The following is a 16,700-nucleotide window of genomic DNA, read 5'->3' on the forward strand; positions in this document are numbered from 1 at the left end:
GCTAGGGTAATAAAGTAGAAGGCAGGGCCAAATAAGATGCAAAATGATATGAGCGTTGTTCTTAGAGCAGGTAAATTACTGATTGAAAGCGGAGCAGAAGTCTATCGTGTCGAAGACACGATGAAGCATTTTGCTAAGGCTCTTCAGATAGAAAATTTTGAAGCTTATGTGGTTAGTAGCAGTATTATCGCTTCCGGGATTAACCGCTATGGTAAACAAGAAGCTAAAGTATGCAATACAGATGGTGTAACAGCAAATTTAGGTAGACTTGAAGCTGTTAATAACCTTTCTAGGCAAATTGCTAAACAAGACTTAGTATCTCCAGAAGAAATTGTAAAGCAGTTAGACTTAATTGAACATCAAAAAGATTATAGTTTACTTGTTACTTTAATTTCTTATTTTTGTGGAGCGGGTAGTTTTTCTTTAGCCTTGGGTAGTTCCTTATTAGATTCATTTTCCGCTGCTGTAACAGGCTTAATTTTAGGATATTTTCTGAATTTGATGGAAAGTCGTATACATACAGGATTTCTTTTGACCATTCTAGGTAGTTCTGTAGTGGCTTTAAGTGCTAATTTATTATATTTTTCAGGATTAGGTGAGCATCGTAGCATTATCATATTAGGGGCACTAATGGTGATGGTGCCAGGGGCTGCCTTTGTTAATTCGGTGAGAGAATTTTCACAGAATAATTTTTCAACAGGTTTAGCTTTGATTATGTCTGCTTTACTCATTTGTATTTCTATATCAGCAGGCGTGGCTATTACAATTGAAATTATTCCGTTTGCAGAACAAATGACAGGTTCTTTTTCTGGTGTTCCTAACACCATCCTTGAGATTACCATCAGAACACTGATGGCCGGTTTAGGGACGATAGCCTTCTCTATCCTCTACCATGTTCCAAAACGTTATTTCCTTGACTTAGGTATACTAGGATCAATATCTTGGATGCTCTACCTGATCTTATGGCAACAATTTCATATGGATGCTATAGCCGTATTTTTTCCAGGGCTTTTCATCACTTATTTTTCACGGCTATTAGCTGCTAAACGTAAGTGTCCTGCCACTGTCTTTTTAGCGACAAGTATGTTTCCTCTTATTCCAGGACTTAGCTTCTATAGAGCTGTTTACTTTTTATTGACGGGAGCAGATGCCTTAGCAATGGAATATTTTAGATCCTGTTTTGTAACAGCTTTTACAATTGCTATAGCAATTAGTATTGTACAGCAGATTCCTCTATCGTTCTTTATTAGACGTAAAATGATAAAATAATTTAGTATTTATTTGACAAAATGATTGTAAACTTGTAGAATACCTACAAATGTATCTTTAAGTGAGTCCAGAGAGGCGAACAAGGTCACCATCATAAGTCAAATAGCGAGTGCTTTTTCGCTAACTTTTTATGAAACCTTGCCCTCAGGCAAGGTTTTTTGTGTCATACTGGTACATTTCCAACAATTATTATTTCTATAGAGAGGAATTATATGTTAGAAAAATGCCCTATCATTGCCTTAGATTTTTCTGATTTGGCTTCTGTAATAACTTTTTTAGAACATTTTCCAAAAGAAGAATTGCTTTTTGTCAAAATAGGAATGGAGCTTTATTATTCCGAAGGTCCCTCAATTATTAGATATATTAAATCCTTAGGACATCGCATTTTTTTGGATTTAAAATTACATGATATCCCTAATACAGTTCGATCATCTATGTCTGTCTTAGCCAAATTAGGCATTGATATGACTAATGTCCATGCTGCAGGAGGAGTCGAAATGATGAAAGCAGCTAGAGAAGGTTTGGGGGAGGGTCCAATACTATTAGCAGTGACACAATTAACCTCGACTTCACAAGAACAAATGCAGGTGGATCAACATATTAACTTAAGTGTAGTTGATTCGGTTTGCCATTATGCTCAAAAAGCTCAAGAAGCAGGCTTAGATGGAGTAGTCACATCGGCTCAAGAGGTAAAGCAAATCAAGAAACAGACTAACGAACATTTCATTTGCTTAACGCCTGGTATCAGACCTCCACAAACCAATCAGTTAGATGATCAAAAAAGAACGATGACTCCTGAGCAAGCACGTATAGTTGGGGCTGATTATATCGTTGTGGGAAGACCTATAACGAAAGCAGAAAATCCATATCAAGCATATCTAGACATAAAAGAAGAATGGAATCGTATTAAATAAAGGAGTACTGAGATGGATTTAGCAAGACAGATTGCCATGGAACTATTAGATATTCAAGCTGTTTACTTAAGACCCAAACAACCCTTTACTTGGGCTTCGGGGGTCAAATCGCCAATTTACACTGATAATCGTGTAACCTTATCGTATCCTGAGACAAGGACACTGATTGAAAATGGTTTTGTTAAACAAATACAGGAACATTTCCCAAACGTTGATATCATCGCAGGGACAGCGACTGCAGGCATACCACATGGCGCTATTATAGCTGATAAGATGAACTTGCCCTTTGCCTATATACGCTCGAAGGCAAAGGATCATGGTGTGGGGAATCAAATCGAGGGACGTGTTTACTCAGGCCAAAAAATGGTTATCATTGAAGATTTGATTTCAACAGGAGGATCTGTTTTAGAGGCTGTTACGGCTGCGCAGAGTCAAGGTATTGAGGTTTTAGGGGTAGTAGCGATATTTACATATCAATTAGCTAAGGCTGAACAAGCATTTCGTGAAGCTGATATTCCTTTGGTGACTTTGACGGATTACAATCAATTAATTAAAGTTGCTAAAGTTAATGGATATATTACAGCTGACCAACTGGTATTACTGAAAAAATTTAAAGAAGATCAAATGAATTGGCAAAGTTAGAGAGGACAGATATGTATATCATTAAAAACGGATTGATTATCGACCCTCAAAGTGGTTTTAATCAAGTATCAGACATGCTGATTGATCAAGGAAAAATTAAACAAATATCGAAAGAAATTGATATTAAAGGCATTCCAATCATTGATGCAAGCAATAAAATTGTAGCTCCAGGATTAGTCGATATTCATGTACATTTTCGTGAGCCTGGACAGACACATAAAGAAAATATCCATACAGGAGCCTTATCAGCTGCAGCAGGTGGTTTTACGACAGTTCTTATGATGGCCAATACTAACCCAACGATTTCTAGCCCAGAAATTGTAAAACAAGTTAAGGAGAGTGCAGCAAAAGAAGCAATTAAGATTGAAACAGTTGCTACAATTACTAAATCCCTGAATGGTAAAGATTTAGTTAATTTCGAAGAACTATTAGAAGCTGGAGCTGCTGGATTCTCAGACGATGGTATCCCTTTGACAGATACTAAGGTTTTGCAAGAAGCTATGAACTTAGCTAGAAAACATGATGTTGTCCTATCGTTACATGAAGAGGATCCATCGTTAAATGGTGTTCTTGGTATCAACGAACATATTGCTCAGAAAATTTATCATGTCTGTGGAGCTAGTGGTCTTGCTGAATATTCAATGATTGCGCGAGATGCTATGATTGCTTACCAAACACAGGCGAAAGTCCATATCCAGCATTTGTCAAGTTCAGAATCAGTAGAAGTAGTTGATTTTGCGCAGAAGCTTGGTGCTAACTTAACAGCAGAAGTAACCCCCCAACATTTTTCAAAGACAGAGGACTTACTTTTAACTAAGGGTGCTAATGCAAAATTAAATCCACCACTGCGACTTGAAAAGGATAGACAAGCCCTCATTGATGGTCTTAAAAGTGGTGTTATTTCAATTATTGCAAGTGACCACGCTCCCCATCATATTATGGAGAAAGCAGCAGATAATATTAGTCAAGCGCCCTCTGGTATGACTGGCTTAGAGACATCATTAGCCTTAGGGATTACTTATTTAGTATCTACTAAAGAACTCTCAATGATTGACTTTTTGGCAAAAATGACATGTAATCCTGCACAGTTATATGGATTTGATGCAGGTTATCTCAGAGAAGGTGGACCTGCAGATATCGTTATTTTTGATCAAGCTGAAGAGAGAATAATAAAGGCAGAATTTGCCTCCAAATCCAGCAACTCTCCTTTTATCGGTGATAAATTGAAGGGAGTTGTTCACTACACAATTTGCAATGGTGAAATAGTCTATCAAAAAGATAGCCACGCAGCGACATTGGTATAGGTAAAACATTTCTTATTAATATCCTTTAAGGTATTGTCCAGAGAGGCAAACAAGGAATTGCGTTAACAAATAGTAAGTTAGTTCTCTATCTAGCTTACTATTTTGCAGAGCCTCCTTGTTTTAGGAGGCTTTTTTCTAGCTAAAATTTATAGAAAGAAATTATCATGAATCATCAAACACAAACACTTTCATTAGAACATTTTGTCAGTTTAGAAGAATTATCAAATCAAGAAGTTATGTCTTTGATAAAGAGAAGTATCGAAGTTAAAGAAAATCCTAGCAACATTGGTTTTGATAAAGATTACTATGTGTCAAATCTCTTTTTTGAGAATTCAACAAGAACACATAAGTCATTTGAAATGGCAGAACTCAAATTAGGATTAAAAACAATTGAATTTAATGCTGATACAAGTTCTGTTAATAAAGGAGAAACTCTTTATGACACTATCTTAACAATGAGTGCTCTAGGATTGGACGTTTGTGTCATTAGGCATCCTGATATTGACTATTATAAAGAATTGATTGCTAGTCCGAACATTCATTCAGCTATTGTCAATGGGGGTGATGGCTCAGGCCAACATCCAAGCCAATCACTTTTGGATTTGGTAACTATTTACGAAGAATTTGGATACTTCAAAGGGCTAAAAATTGCGATTGTAGGAGATTTAACTCACTCACGGGTAGCTAAATCTAACATGCAAGTGCTAAAACGATTAGGAGCTGAAATTTTCTTTTCTGGACCCAAAGAATGGTATAGTAGCCAGTTCGATGAATATGGGCAATATTTACCAATAGATCAGTTAGTTGATCAAATTGATGTCCTTATGCTTTTACGTGTTCAACACGAACGTCATGATGGTAAAGGGGCGTTTTCAAAAGAAAGCTATCATCAACAATTTGGTCTTACAAAAGAACGCTATAAACATTTAAGGGATACAGCAATTATTATGCACCCAGCACCCGTCAATAGGGATGTAGAGATTGCTAGCGATTTAGTAGAAGCAGATAAGGCTCGAATAGTGAAACAGATGAGTAATGGCGTCTATGCAAGGATAGCTATCTTAGAAGCAGTGCTCAATAGCAGATAATAAAGGAGATAAAATGAAGCGTCTATTATTACTGGAAGATGGTAGTGTGTTTGAGGGTGAGGCTTTCGGAGCGGATGTAGAAACAAGTGGTGAAATCGTTTTTAGTACAGGAATGACAGGGTATCAAGAATCTATAACAGATCAATCTTACAACGGTCAAATCATCACTTTTACTTATCCTCTTATTGGAAATTATGGGATAAATCGAGACGATTACGAATCTATTAGACCAACATGTAAGGGAGTAGTTGTTTATGAATGGGCAGAGTATCCAAGTAACTGGCGTCAACAGATGACACTTGATGAATTTTTAAAATTAAAAGGAATACCTGGAATTTCAGGTATAGATACTCGAGCATTAACAAAAATTATTCGAAAACATGGAACAATGAAAGCTTGTTTAATAAACGAGGGAAATTCTATTCATGAAGCACTAGAAAACCTTCAAAAAAGTGTTCTTTTAAATAATCAAATTGAACAAGTATCAACCAAATTAGCTTATGCTTCGCCTGGAGTTGGCAAAAATATTGTATTAGTTGACTTTGGTTTAAAACATTCTATTCTAAGAGAACTGTCACAACGTCAATGTCATATTACAGTGGTCCCTCATACTACGACAGCGCAAGAAATCTTAAATCTCAATCCAGATGGAGTACTCTTATCTAACGGCCCTGGGAACCCAGAACAATTACCGAATGCTTTACAAATGATCCAAGAAATTCAAAGCAAAATTCCAATTTTTGGTATTTGTATGGGACATCAACTATTTGCTAAAGCCAATGGTGCAAAGACTTATAAAATGACTTTTGGTCATCGAGGTTTTAATCATGCTGTTCGTCATTTGCAAACAGGACGGGTTGATTTTACAAGTCAAAATCATGGTTATGCTGTCTCGAGAGAAGATTTCCCTGAGGATCTCTTCATTACACATGAAGAGATTAATGATAAAACCGTCGAAGGTGTTCGACATAAATACTATCCTGCCTTTTCAGTGCAGTTTCACCCAGATGCAGCACCAGGGCCGCATGATACATCTTATCTTTTTGATGAATTTATTAATATGATTGATGATTTCCAGCAAAAAAGCTAGCTTTAAAATATAGAATTAGAGGAGTTTGATATGCCAAAGCGCACAGACATACGTAAAATTATGGTTATCGGTTCTGGCCCGATTGTGATTGGACAAGCAGCAGAGTTTGACTATTCTGGTACACAAGCCTGTCTCTCTTTAAAAGAGGAGGGATACCAAGTTGTTTTGGTCAATTCGAATCCAGCTACTATCATGACAGATAAAGATATTGCTGATAAAGTTTATATTGAACCTATTACCTTGGAGTTTGTCACAAGAATTCTCAGGAAGGAAAGACCTGATGCTCTCCTTCCAACTCTTGGAGGTCAAACTGGATTGAATATGGCTATGGCTCTATCAAAAAATGGTATCCTAGAAGAATTAAATGTTGAACTATTAGGGACCAAATTATCAGCCATTGATAAAGCTGAAGATCGTGATTTATTTAAACAGTTGATGGAAGAACTCAATCAACCTATTCCAGAATCCGAGATTGTTAATTCGGTAGAAGAAGCTATTCAATTTGCAGAGCAAATCGGGTATCCATTAATTGTTCGTCCTGCCTTTACTTTAGGAGGTACAGGTGGAGGCATGTGCGATAATCAAGAACAATTGGTTGACATCACGACGAAGGGGTTAAAGTTATCGCCTGTGACACAGTGCCTTATTGAACGTTCAATTGCTGGCTTTAAAGAGATTGAATACGAAGTTATGCGTGATGCAGCAGATAACGCTCTTGTTGTTTGTAATATGGAGAATTTTGATCCTGTTGGTATCCATACAGGGGACTCTATAGTTTTTGCACCCGCACAAACGTTATCTGATGTAGAAAATCAGTTATTACGAGATGCGAGTTTAGATATTATAAGAGCTTTGAAAATTGAAGGAGGATGCAATGTTCAACTAGCCCTTGATCCGAATAGTTTTAAATACTATGTCATTGAAGTTAATCCAAGAGTATCAAGATCTTCTGCTTTAGCTTCAAAAGCTACTGGATATCCAATTGCTAAATTAGCAGCTAAGATAGCTGTTGGTTTGACACTAGATGAGGTAATTAATCCTATTACAAAAACGACTTACGCTATGTTTGAACCTGCTTTAGATTACGTAGTCGCAAAAATGCCGAGATTTCCTTTTGATAAATTTGAAAGTGGCGATAGAAAATTGGGAACACAGATGAAAGCTACAGGCGAAGTCATGGCAATAGGACGGAATATAGAAGAATCTTTGTTGAAAGCTTGTCGTTCACTAGAAATAGGTGTCGATCACATTAAAATAGCAGATTTAGATAATGTATCAGATGATGTTTTATTAGAAAAAATAAGAAATGCAGAAGATGATCGCTTATTTTATCTAGCAGAAACTTTACGTAGACATTATAGTATTGAAAAATTAGCAAGTTTGACTAGCATTGATTCTTTCTTCCTTGATAAGTTAAGAGTGATTGTAGAGTTAGAAGATTTATTATCTAAAAACAGACTGGATATCAATATTCTCAAAAAGGTTAAAAATAAAGGTTTTTCAGATAAAGCTATAGCGAGTTTATGGCAAATAAACGAAGATCAAGTTCGTAACATGCGAAAAGAAGCAGGAATTCTTCCAGTTTATAAGATGGTTGATACATGTGCGGCTGAGTTTGATTCAGCAACACCCTACTTTTATTCAACTTATGCCGTAGAAAACGAGTCATTGATATCAGATAAAGCCTCTATTTTGGGTTTAGGATCGGGCCCAATCCGAATTGGACAGGGCGTTGAATTTGATTATGCAACGGTTCATTCTGTTAAAGCTATCAGAGAGTCTGGTTTTGAAGCGATTATCATGAACTCTAATCCAGAGACTGTCTCAACAGATTTTTCTATTTCAGATAAGCTTTACTTTGAACCTTTGACTTTTGAAGATGTTATGAATGTTATTGACTTAGAAAAACCTGAAGGGGTCATCTTACAATTCGGTGGTCAGACTGCTATTAATCTAGCAAAAGATTTAAACAAGGCAGGGGTTAAAATACTAGGCACACAATTAGAAGATTTGGATCGTGCTGAAAATAGAAAACAATTTGAAGCCACTTTGCAAGCCCTAAATATCCCTCAACCACCAGGTTTTACCGCCACTACGGAGGAAGAGGCAGTTAATGCAGCGCAAAAGATTGGTTATCCCGTGTTGGTTAGACCATCATATGTTCTTGGTGGACGAGCTATGAAGATAGTTGAAAACGAAGAAGATTTACGTCATTATATGACAACCGCGGTAAAGGCAAGCCCAGATCATCCAGTGCTTATAGATGCATACCTTATAGGTAAAGAGTGTGAGGTTGATGCTATATCCGATGGTCAGAATATACTGATTCCTGGAATAATGGAACATATAGAGCGAGCTGGTGTTCATTCAGGAGATTCCATGGCTGTATACCCTCCTCAAACATTGTCTGAGACCATTATCGAAACTATTGTAGATTATACAAAACGCTTAGCAATTGGATTAAACTGTATCGGTATGATGAATATTCAGTTTGTAATCAAGGATCAGAAAGTATACGTTATTGAAGTTAATCCTCGTGCTAGTAGAACACTTCCATTCTTATCAAAAGTAACTCACATTCCTATGGCCCAAGTAGCAACAAAAGTTATCTTAGGAGATAAACTCTGCAATTTTACATATGGTTATGATCTCTATCCAGCTTCAGATATGGTCCACATTAAAGCCCCTGTCTTTAGTTTTACCAAACTTGCTAAAGTAGATAGTTTATTAGGTCCTGAAATGAAATCAACAGGCGAAGTGATGGGATCAGATATTAATCTTCAGAAAGCCTTGTATAAAGCCTTTGAAGCAGCATATCTCCATATGCCAGACTATGGTAACATTGTTTTTACAGTAGATGATACAGACAAAGAAGAAGCTTTAGAACTTGCAAAAGTCTATCAAAGTATTGGTTATCGTATTTATGCTACCCAAGGGACTGCAATTTATTTTGATGCTAATGGTTTAGAGACAGTTTTAGTAGGTAAGTTAGGAGAGAACGATCGAAATCATATTCCTGATTTAATTAAAAATGGTAAGATTCAAGCAGTTATCAACACAGTTGGGCAAAATAACATTGATAACCATGATGCTCTCATCATCAGACGTTCTGCAATTGAACAAGGAGTTCCTCTATTTACATCTTTAGATACTGCACATGCAATGTTCAAAGTTCTTGAAAGCAGAGCATTTACATTAAAAGTACTAGATTAATCAAACGGTCAAGGTAAAATTAACTTCCAGCAAAACAGAATCGGACTAGATTAAATATAGTTTGTTCTGTTTTTATAAAAAAGCCTAATTGTGATAAAATAGGGAACAAACTTAAGGAGTTAATTATGTTAAAAACACGAACACATATTAATGAATTAGAAACAAAAATCGCCCTTGATTTAGTACACAGATATCTAGGTATTCAACAACTTGTTTTTTCAAAGTGGAGACATTCTTTAGAAACTGGTTCATGGTCTTCTATTATAACAATAAATGGCGCTAATATTATCAATTACATTGTTGATGATATTAGTGACAGTGATAGTATTTCAGGTATTATTTGTCATTCTAAAAGTTTTCATCTCAGACCTAGAGAAAAAAAGGAACCTATTCAGTCTATTGATGAGTTAGATATCATCTGGTCTTTGAATAGAGAGGAAAATGAATGATTCCAGATAGTAGTTTTAAAGTGCTATCAGACATGGCATATAATATTGAAGAATCCAAAGCAAAAAGTAATGGACACCTTAAAATTATAGAAGGTAGTCAAATTATTGATTTCCATCAAAAACGCTCTTTTATGGTATTAGAGGTTAATGATGATATCGATAATGGTATGCAGGCTATGGCATGTCAGTCTTTGGATGAGAGTAATCATATTGTTATAGCATATTCAGGAACGAACGCTTTTAATAAGAAAGATATCTTAACAGATATCGATTCAGTTGTATTGGGGAAGAACAATAAATTGCTAACTTGTCCTTCAAGTATTACCCTGAGAGAGGATGGCATTTCTCTGTCTTGTAAAAATCCAAGTCAAATTACAACATCTAAACTATTTGCACAAAAAATTAAGATGAACTATCCTGATGCAACCCTCTGGTTAACAGGGCATTCTCTAGGTGGTTATTTGGCCATGATTGTGGCTTCAGAAATGAGATTATCAGCGCGTGTTTTTAATTCCCCTAGTCCCATTAACAATATGTCTGAAGCAGCCGCATCCTATGTAATTTCACATCCAGAGAAGTATCGTAGTTACCGTATTAATAAAGATTACATTGGTAATTTTGGTATTAATAGTTCAGATGATAAATTAGGTATTTCTAAAAGAGTCAATGCTAAGAAGCAACATGGTTTTTATAAAAAGATTTTCTTTCACGAATTGACACGATTTCGATTAAATCAACAAGGACAGATTGTTGATATAGATGAAAATAAACAGGATTAAACAATAACATTAAAAATAATTTTAAATAATGCAGTAAATTTGAATATATTTTAAAAAATATGTTATAATAATTATGCAGTTGTTGCAAAAGTGTTTATAGAAAAAGGAGAAAATTTATGGCACAAATTAAATTAACACCAGAAGAACTTCGCGCATCAGCACAAAAATATACTGCTGGTTCTCAACAAGTAACAGAAGTCCTTAACTCACTTACTCAAGAACAAGCTGTTATTGATGAAAACTGGGATGGTAGCGCTTTTGATTCTTTCGAAGCACAATTCAATGAGTTGTCACCTAAAATCACAGAATTTGCTCAATTACTTGAAGACATTAATCAACAATTGCTTAAAGTTGCTGATATTGTTGAGCAAACAGACTCTGATATCGCTTCACAAATTGGTGGATAATTTTTTAAAAGATTGTAAATAAAAAAAGTCTCTGGTTTTACTTAAATGATATTCCAGAGATTTTTTTTATACTTTTTTGTATTAAATAAGGTAAATATTAGGTATTTTCTCATTTTTATGATATAATATTTATACGTGATAGCGCTATATTTAAGAAGGGGTATTCAATGGCACAAATTAAATTAACACCAGAAGAACTTCGCTCATCAGCACAAAAGTACACAGCTGGTTCTCAACAAGTAACAGAAGTTCTTAATTTGCTTACTCAAGAGCAAGCAGTTATTGACGAAAATTGGGATGGATCTGCTTTTGATTCTTTTGAAGCACAATTCAATGAATTATCTCCAAAAATTACAGAATTTGCTCAATTACTCGAAGATATTAACCAGCAATTATTAAAAGTTGCAGATATCATTGAGCAGACGGATGCAGATATTGCTTCTCAAATTAGTGGATAGTATCGTATCATAGTCTATAAGTGAATAGGAAGGCAAAGCCTTCCTATTTTGTTGAAAATAAAATATATTTTAGGAAGAATTATGAAAAGAAATAACTTTAGAATACTTTGGTATATTATAGCTGTTGCTCTCTTTTTAGTAGCTATTGCTGGCCTTAATCTTAAGCTTCAAGGCGATCATGCAAAAGAGAATAAAACAACACAGTCAGCTACTAACACTAAACTAAATATAGCATTAGTTAACGAAGATCAAAATGTATCTAATGGTAAAGAAAGTTATAATTTAGGAGCTAGTTATATTAAGTCTATCGAACGTGATAATAGTCAAAATTGGTCAGTTGTTAGTCGAGGTACTGCTCAAAATGGATTAAACAAAGGTGATTATCAATTAATGGTTATCATCCCTAATAACTTTTCTCAAAAACTCCTTGATGTCAATAAAGCAAATGCAGAGCAAACAACTATCTCTTATAAGGTTAATGCCAAGGGGAATTTAGCATTAGAGAAAAAGGCAACTGAAAAAGGGAAAGATATTGTTTCAGAGTTAAATAGCCACTTAGTAAATATGTATATGGCAAGTATTTTAAGTAACTTATATACAGCTCAAGAAAATGTACAGGCCATGGTAAATGTTCAGTCAGGTAATATCTCAAATTACCAAAAAAATCTTTTAGATTCTGCAACTAATTTCCAAAATATCTTTCCAGCCCTTGTTAACCAGTCTAGTAGTTCCATTACTGCTAACGAATCACTGAAAAAATCTTTAGAAGCTTCTGATAACATGTTTAATGATTTGGTGACAACCCAGACAAATACTGGAAAAGATTTATCAAGGTTAATAGAACAGCGCCATCAAGATAGCATTTCGTATGAAGCGTTTTCGGCCTCATTACTAGAAATGAATAACGAGTTATTAGAGAAGCAATTGTCTGATATTATCACACAAGCACAAAAAGACCAAGAAACATTATCATCACAACTCAATAGTATTATGGGTGATGATAACGATAACGATCATAATCATAAAGAAAACTCATCAGCTTATCTAAATGTTGCAAGGCAAAAAATCCAAGAACTATCTGAAGCACTCAAGTCACAAGATAACGTCGCTAAAGATCAAAGTGAACAACTAGATAAAATTGTTAGAGAGGGACTAGCAAGTTACTTTGCTAAGAATAATAAAGATAATATTACTTTATTAGAATTATTGAAGAGTCATTCTACTAATGAGAAGACTTTGAAAGATTTTAAAGCTAAGGTAGCAGATTTCACAAATTCTCTCATTTCAAGCATTCCTTCACTAAACCTTTCGGAGTTGCACTTAACCCAAGAAGAAGAAAAAGCCATTCAGTTTACATCTTCTGATTCGGAAATCATTAAAAAAGTAAGCAACGAAAGAACTCTGTATTTAAATACTAATTTATTAAATCGTCTTTTTGAAGCTAGGAAAAATAGAGATGAAGCTAAAAATAAAGTTAATCAATTAAAATTGCCATCTAGTTCTACTCGAACTGGTGAGCAGATAGTTTCTGTTGAATCAAATAATCCAGATTACAGGGTAGATACCTGGACGGTTAATGGTAAGCAAACAAGAACCTTGGACCCCAGCCAAAACAATAATATTATTATCAATAGCAGTTATCAAGGGGAATCATCTAACTCTAGTATTACAAAACCAAGCTATACAATCACTATCGGGAATCATAAACAAATTGTACAAAATGATGACGGTAAAACCCAACGGTCTTACTTGGAGGCAGAAGCAACGTATCAACGAACTCTACAAGAAGTAATTGATGCATATAACACCACTCACGGCTTAGTAGCTAAATACTACATTATTTCTGATGGCGAAGAACCGCAAAATTTATTTGATCAATTTTTAAATCAAAGTGTTAACGATACGATGGTTGATCTGGTCAAAAATGGTATAACTAAGTATTTGATGGATGAAAACACTGCTGATGCGCAACAGAAAGTTAAAGATGTCATGGAGGAAGTTGAAAATAGTCAAGATGAATTGGCGGATCAAATGGCAAAAGTAACTGAGACAAATGTACGACTAACAGATGCAATCAAAAAACAGCTTGAGACCCTTCAATCAATTAACATGAAGGTCCAAAACATCACACAGGATCAATCTAAAGTAAACGACTCACAGAAAACAACTGATCAACAATTATCTGATTTGAAGAACCAGCTAGATGGGCTAATGACCTCTGCAGCTGGCGTAAAAGATATGTCCAAATCTAATAGTCAAGAGGCGGACCAAGTTAATCAAATATTCACATCATTCAATAAAGATGTTCAAGATGCTAAAAATTCGGGCAACAAACTTTCGACGGATGCAACAGATTTAATGGCTAACTTCCAAAAAGAATTGGCCAATAACGGTGATTTCGTAGCTTCTTTCTCTAAAGTCTTTAATACTGCTTATAAAAATGGAGTGCCAAATGATATTCTCCTTAATTTCTTATCACGACCTGTCGCTGAATCAGCGTCTGCAGTTAGGGCAACTGAAAATACTTATCGCCCATTCACTTGGATACTATTATTAGAAGTTGTTAGCCTATTTACAGCATATATCTTTGCGACTCAAAACCTTATTAAGAAATTGACAGATAGGTATAATGTCAATCGCTGGCTTCAAACAGACTTTTTAAATGTCATTGTCATTTCAGGCCTCTCTCTTGTGATTGGTTTAGCACTGGGAGTTATCTCAAGCAGAAGTCTTCATGTCATGCCTGAATATGTACCATCTTGGTTCCTAGTTATGACTCTGTTTAGTTTTTTATTAATTCATAGTCAGTATTTCTTTGTTAAAAATTTTAAAGCAGTTGGTATGGGTTTAGCTTTGTTTATGATTATTAGTTTTGTCTATCTATCAAATGCCGTAGGCACAGTAGCGACTGTTAGTGGACTTCCAAAATTACTAAAAGCTATTAATCCACTATCTATCCTTGAAAATCAATTATCGTCTTATTTTGATAATGTGACAACTGGATTTATTTTCCTTATCTTAGTACTTCTTGTGGATGTTGCTTTTATTATCATGAATATTTTTATCACCTTAAATTTTGAAGCTAAAGTAAAAGAGTGAGGTTGTTGATGAAGTTGAAACGATTTTTAGCCTGTCTACTAATATTATCCTGTATGAGTCAAACATCAGTATTTTCTGATGGGTTAAAGAATAATGATATTCATTTTGATACAAAACGTTTAGAATCAGATTCACAAAAAAATTCTGGTTTTCAAACTGAATTAACTAAAGATTTATTTAAAAAAGAAGACCTTAAAAAATTGGATAAAAACCGTCAATCTAAAGTCTCACTCCAGAAAAAGCAGTCTAAGCAACTGTTTCAATATTCAAATAAAGGACAATCTGATAGGAAAAAACGTATCAAACAATTATTTTCTGAAGAAAGTAATCAATTTAAATTTGTTACAAGAACAGAAGAAGCGACTGTTTCGGCTGATATTGGTCATATGATTATGTACCTGGTTCTCATTAGTTTGGTACTAATATTAGCTTCTATAATGACTTTTAAAATAAAGGACAAAAAGGATGAATACACATATTAACATTACTCTAGATATGGGGGAAACCTCAAAAGATTTACGTATCCCTTTGAAAATTAGCGTTAAGCAATTAGTAATGGAATTAGATAGTATTTTTAGCCGTACTGAAAGGCGTACCAAATATCAACTAAGAGTTATAAATAAAGGTATTTTATTGGGAGAGAACGATATATTAGCTCACCATCCAGTAACAACTGGTGATCGTATAAGGATAGAGGAGTTTTATTAATGGAAACAGATTCGTTTGTATTTGAAGAACAAGACTTTCAATTTGAAAAAGGACCAGATTTTTGGCAGTTATCTCTTAAGCGTTCAAAAGTAGGAACTCAAAATCTGCAACAACTGCAATTGTTAGAAATTCACCATTCTTTGTTGATGCCTATGACAACTGCAATTGATGCAGATACCATTCAATTTCAATTCCAGACAGAAGCGCATGCTCTATCTTTTGAAAGCTTTAAAAAAGAAACTTTATCTGAAAAATTACGATTAGCCTTGAATGTCTTGGATTTAGATAAGGCTTTGTCTTTGCCAGTAAATTTCATTTTGCATCCCTCTAATCTATTTTTAACAAAAAATGCAACTGCTAAAATAGCTTATCGTAGCCTTCCTGGGATTATGACACCTGAGAAGTTTGGTCCAGAAGAGTTTTTATATCAATTCAAATGTTTTGTCTTTGCATTATTGACGCAACATGACTATATAGAGTTGTATAATGGTGCTATTTCTGTTATTGAAGTATCAGATTTCCTAAAAAGCATTTATCATGCAGAAACTATTCAGGCTGTTAGAGACATCATTACTACTGATTATGAGCAGCAAGTAGAAGTAGAAACTCATACGTTAGCAAAAGTATCAAAGGCAAAATATAAGCTTTATAAATACATAAGTGTCTGGCTAGGAGCTTTATCTACAATACTCTTGATTCCGCTAGTATATCTGGTTTTTATTCACAATCCATTCAAAGAAAAAATGTTGGCAGCGGATACTTCATTTATTAAAGTTGATTATAATCAAGTGATTAATCGACTAGAACATGTAAAAGTAAGTAAGTTACCTTATACACAGAAGTACGAGTTGGCCTATTCCTATATTAATGGAATGTCATTTTCTGAAGAACAGCGTGAAGTTATTTTAAACAATGTTACGCTCAAGACTGATGAGCTCTATCTTGATTATTGGATTAATATTGGCCGTGGTTTAGATGATGATGCTATTGATGCTGCCAAACGTTTAGACGATTCTGACCTTGTTATTTATGCTATTGTTCAGAAAATGGATCAGGTTAGAAAAGACAATAGTTTATCTGGTAAAGATCGTGAACAAAAACTTTCTGAGCTACAAACAGACTATGATAAATATTGGAAAGACCGTAAGACAGCTTTAACAGATGAGGAATCCAAATCGAAAAATAGCAATAATCATTCGACAAATTCCAACAAAGAGTTATCATCTGAACCATCAAGTACTACAACAAGTACATCTTCTAAAACTAAAAGTAGGTAGGTG

At 34.7% G+C, this 16,700-nt stretch carries 15 protein-coding genes; all 15 read left to right on the top strand.

The genetic code is table 11. The features are described 5' to 3' along the window. The first annotated feature begins 36 nt into the window (after positions 1–36). The 15 genes from EGX70_RS02285 to essB all read left to right on the top strand — a co-directional run bounded on the left by EGX70_RS02285 (position 37) and on the right by essB (position 16,697). Complete coding sequence (locus EGX70_RS02285) at positions 37–1,269, top strand: threonine/serine exporter ThrE family protein (RefSeq protein ID WP_001178659.1); 1,233 nt, start codon at positions 37–39, stop codon at positions 1,267–1,269. Between the two features lie 212 nt (positions 1,270–1,481). Then, a complete protein-coding gene (gene pyrF, locus EGX70_RS02290) occupies positions 1,482–2,183 on the top strand; it encodes an orotidine-5'-phosphate decarboxylase (RefSeq protein ID WP_000890168.1) in 702 nt (233 codons plus the stop codon). A gap of 12 nt (positions 2,184–2,195) precedes the next feature. Further along, the gene (gene pyrE / locus EGX70_RS02295; RefSeq protein ID WP_000362324.1) at positions 2,196–2,825 is read left to right on the top strand and encodes an orotate phosphoribosyltransferase; all 630 of its coding nucleotides are present in this window, start codon (positions 2,196–2,198) and stop codon (positions 2,823–2,825) included. A gap of 11 nt (positions 2,826–2,836) precedes the next feature. Continuing rightward, complete coding sequence (locus EGX70_RS02300) at positions 2,837–4,129, top strand: dihydroorotase (RefSeq protein ID WP_000275472.1); 1,293 nt, start codon at positions 2,837–2,839, stop codon at positions 4,127–4,129. A gap of 164 nt (positions 4,130–4,293) precedes the next feature. Continuing rightward, a complete protein-coding gene (locus tag EGX70_RS02305; RefSeq protein WP_001016471.1) occupies positions 4,294–5,217 on the top strand; it encodes an aspartate carbamoyltransferase catalytic subunit in 924 nt (307 codons plus the stop codon). A gap of 13 nt (positions 5,218–5,230) precedes the next feature. Further along, positions 5,231–6,307: a carbamoyl phosphate synthase small subunit gene (locus EGX70_RS02310; RefSeq protein WP_000826115.1), complete on the top strand. Its 1,077-nt coding sequence runs from the start codon at positions 5,231–5,233 to the stop codon at positions 6,305–6,307. Between the two features lie 30 nt (positions 6,308–6,337). After that, complete coding sequence (carB, locus tag EGX70_RS02315) at positions 6,338–9,520, top strand: carbamoyl-phosphate synthase large subunit (protein ID WP_123947875.1); 3,183 nt, start codon at positions 6,338–6,340, stop codon at positions 9,518–9,520. Between the two features lie 125 nt (positions 9,521–9,645). Next, a complete protein-coding gene (locus tag EGX70_RS02320; protein ID WP_000921238.1) occupies positions 9,646–9,969 on the top strand; it encodes a hypothetical protein in 324 nt (107 codons plus the stop codon). After that, positions 9,966–10,748: a WxcM-like domain-containing protein gene (locus EGX70_RS02325; RefSeq protein ID WP_001867955.1), complete on the top strand. Its 783-nt coding sequence runs from the start codon at positions 9,966–9,968 to the stop codon at positions 10,746–10,748. The genes EGX70_RS02320 and EGX70_RS02325 overlap by 4 nt, the downstream gene beginning before the upstream one ends. Before the next feature lie 116 nt (positions 10,749–10,864). Next, positions 10,865–11,155, top strand: a complete 291-nt coding sequence (locus tag EGX70_RS02330; RefSeq protein WP_000057247.1) for a WXG100 family type VII secretion target — start codon at positions 10,865–10,867, stop codon at positions 11,153–11,155. Between the two features lie 167 nt (positions 11,156–11,322). After that, positions 11,323–11,613 (top strand): WXG100 family type VII secretion target, encoded by a 291-nt coding sequence (locus EGX70_RS02335; RefSeq protein WP_000057250.1) that lies wholly within the window; start codon positions 11,323–11,325, stop codon positions 11,611–11,613. A gap of 81 nt (positions 11,614–11,694) precedes the next feature. Continuing rightward, positions 11,695–14,712: a type VII secretion protein EsaA gene (gene esaA, locus EGX70_RS02340; protein ID WP_000828100.1), complete on the top strand. Its 3,018-nt coding sequence runs from the start codon at positions 11,695–11,697 to the stop codon at positions 14,710–14,712. A gap of 8 nt (positions 14,713–14,720) precedes the next feature. Continuing rightward, the gene (gene essA, locus EGX70_RS02345; protein WP_000769476.1) at positions 14,721–15,194 is read left to right on the top strand and encodes a type VII secretion protein EssA; all 474 of its coding nucleotides are present in this window, start codon (positions 14,721–14,723) and stop codon (positions 15,192–15,194) included. Continuing rightward, positions 15,178–15,420 carry an EsaB/YukD family protein gene (locus EGX70_RS02350; RefSeq protein ID WP_001091721.1) on the top strand — a complete coding sequence of 81 codons (243 nt, stop codon included), beginning with the start codon at positions 15,178–15,180 and terminating at the stop codon, positions 15,418–15,420. Before essA ends, EGX70_RS02350 begins: the two co-directional genes overlap by 17 nt. Then, entirely contained in the window at positions 15,420–16,697 is a 1,278-nt protein-coding gene (essB, locus tag EGX70_RS02355; RefSeq protein ID WP_000447063.1) for a type VII secretion protein EssB, read from the top strand. Before EGX70_RS02350 ends, essB begins: the two co-directional genes overlap by 1 nt. Positions 16,698–16,700 lie beyond the last annotated feature (3 nt).

This window comes from Streptococcus sp. FDAARGOS_522 (assembly GCF_003812445.1).
GTDB lineage: Bacteria > Bacillota > Bacilli > Lactobacillales > Streptococcaceae > Streptococcus > Streptococcus agalactiae.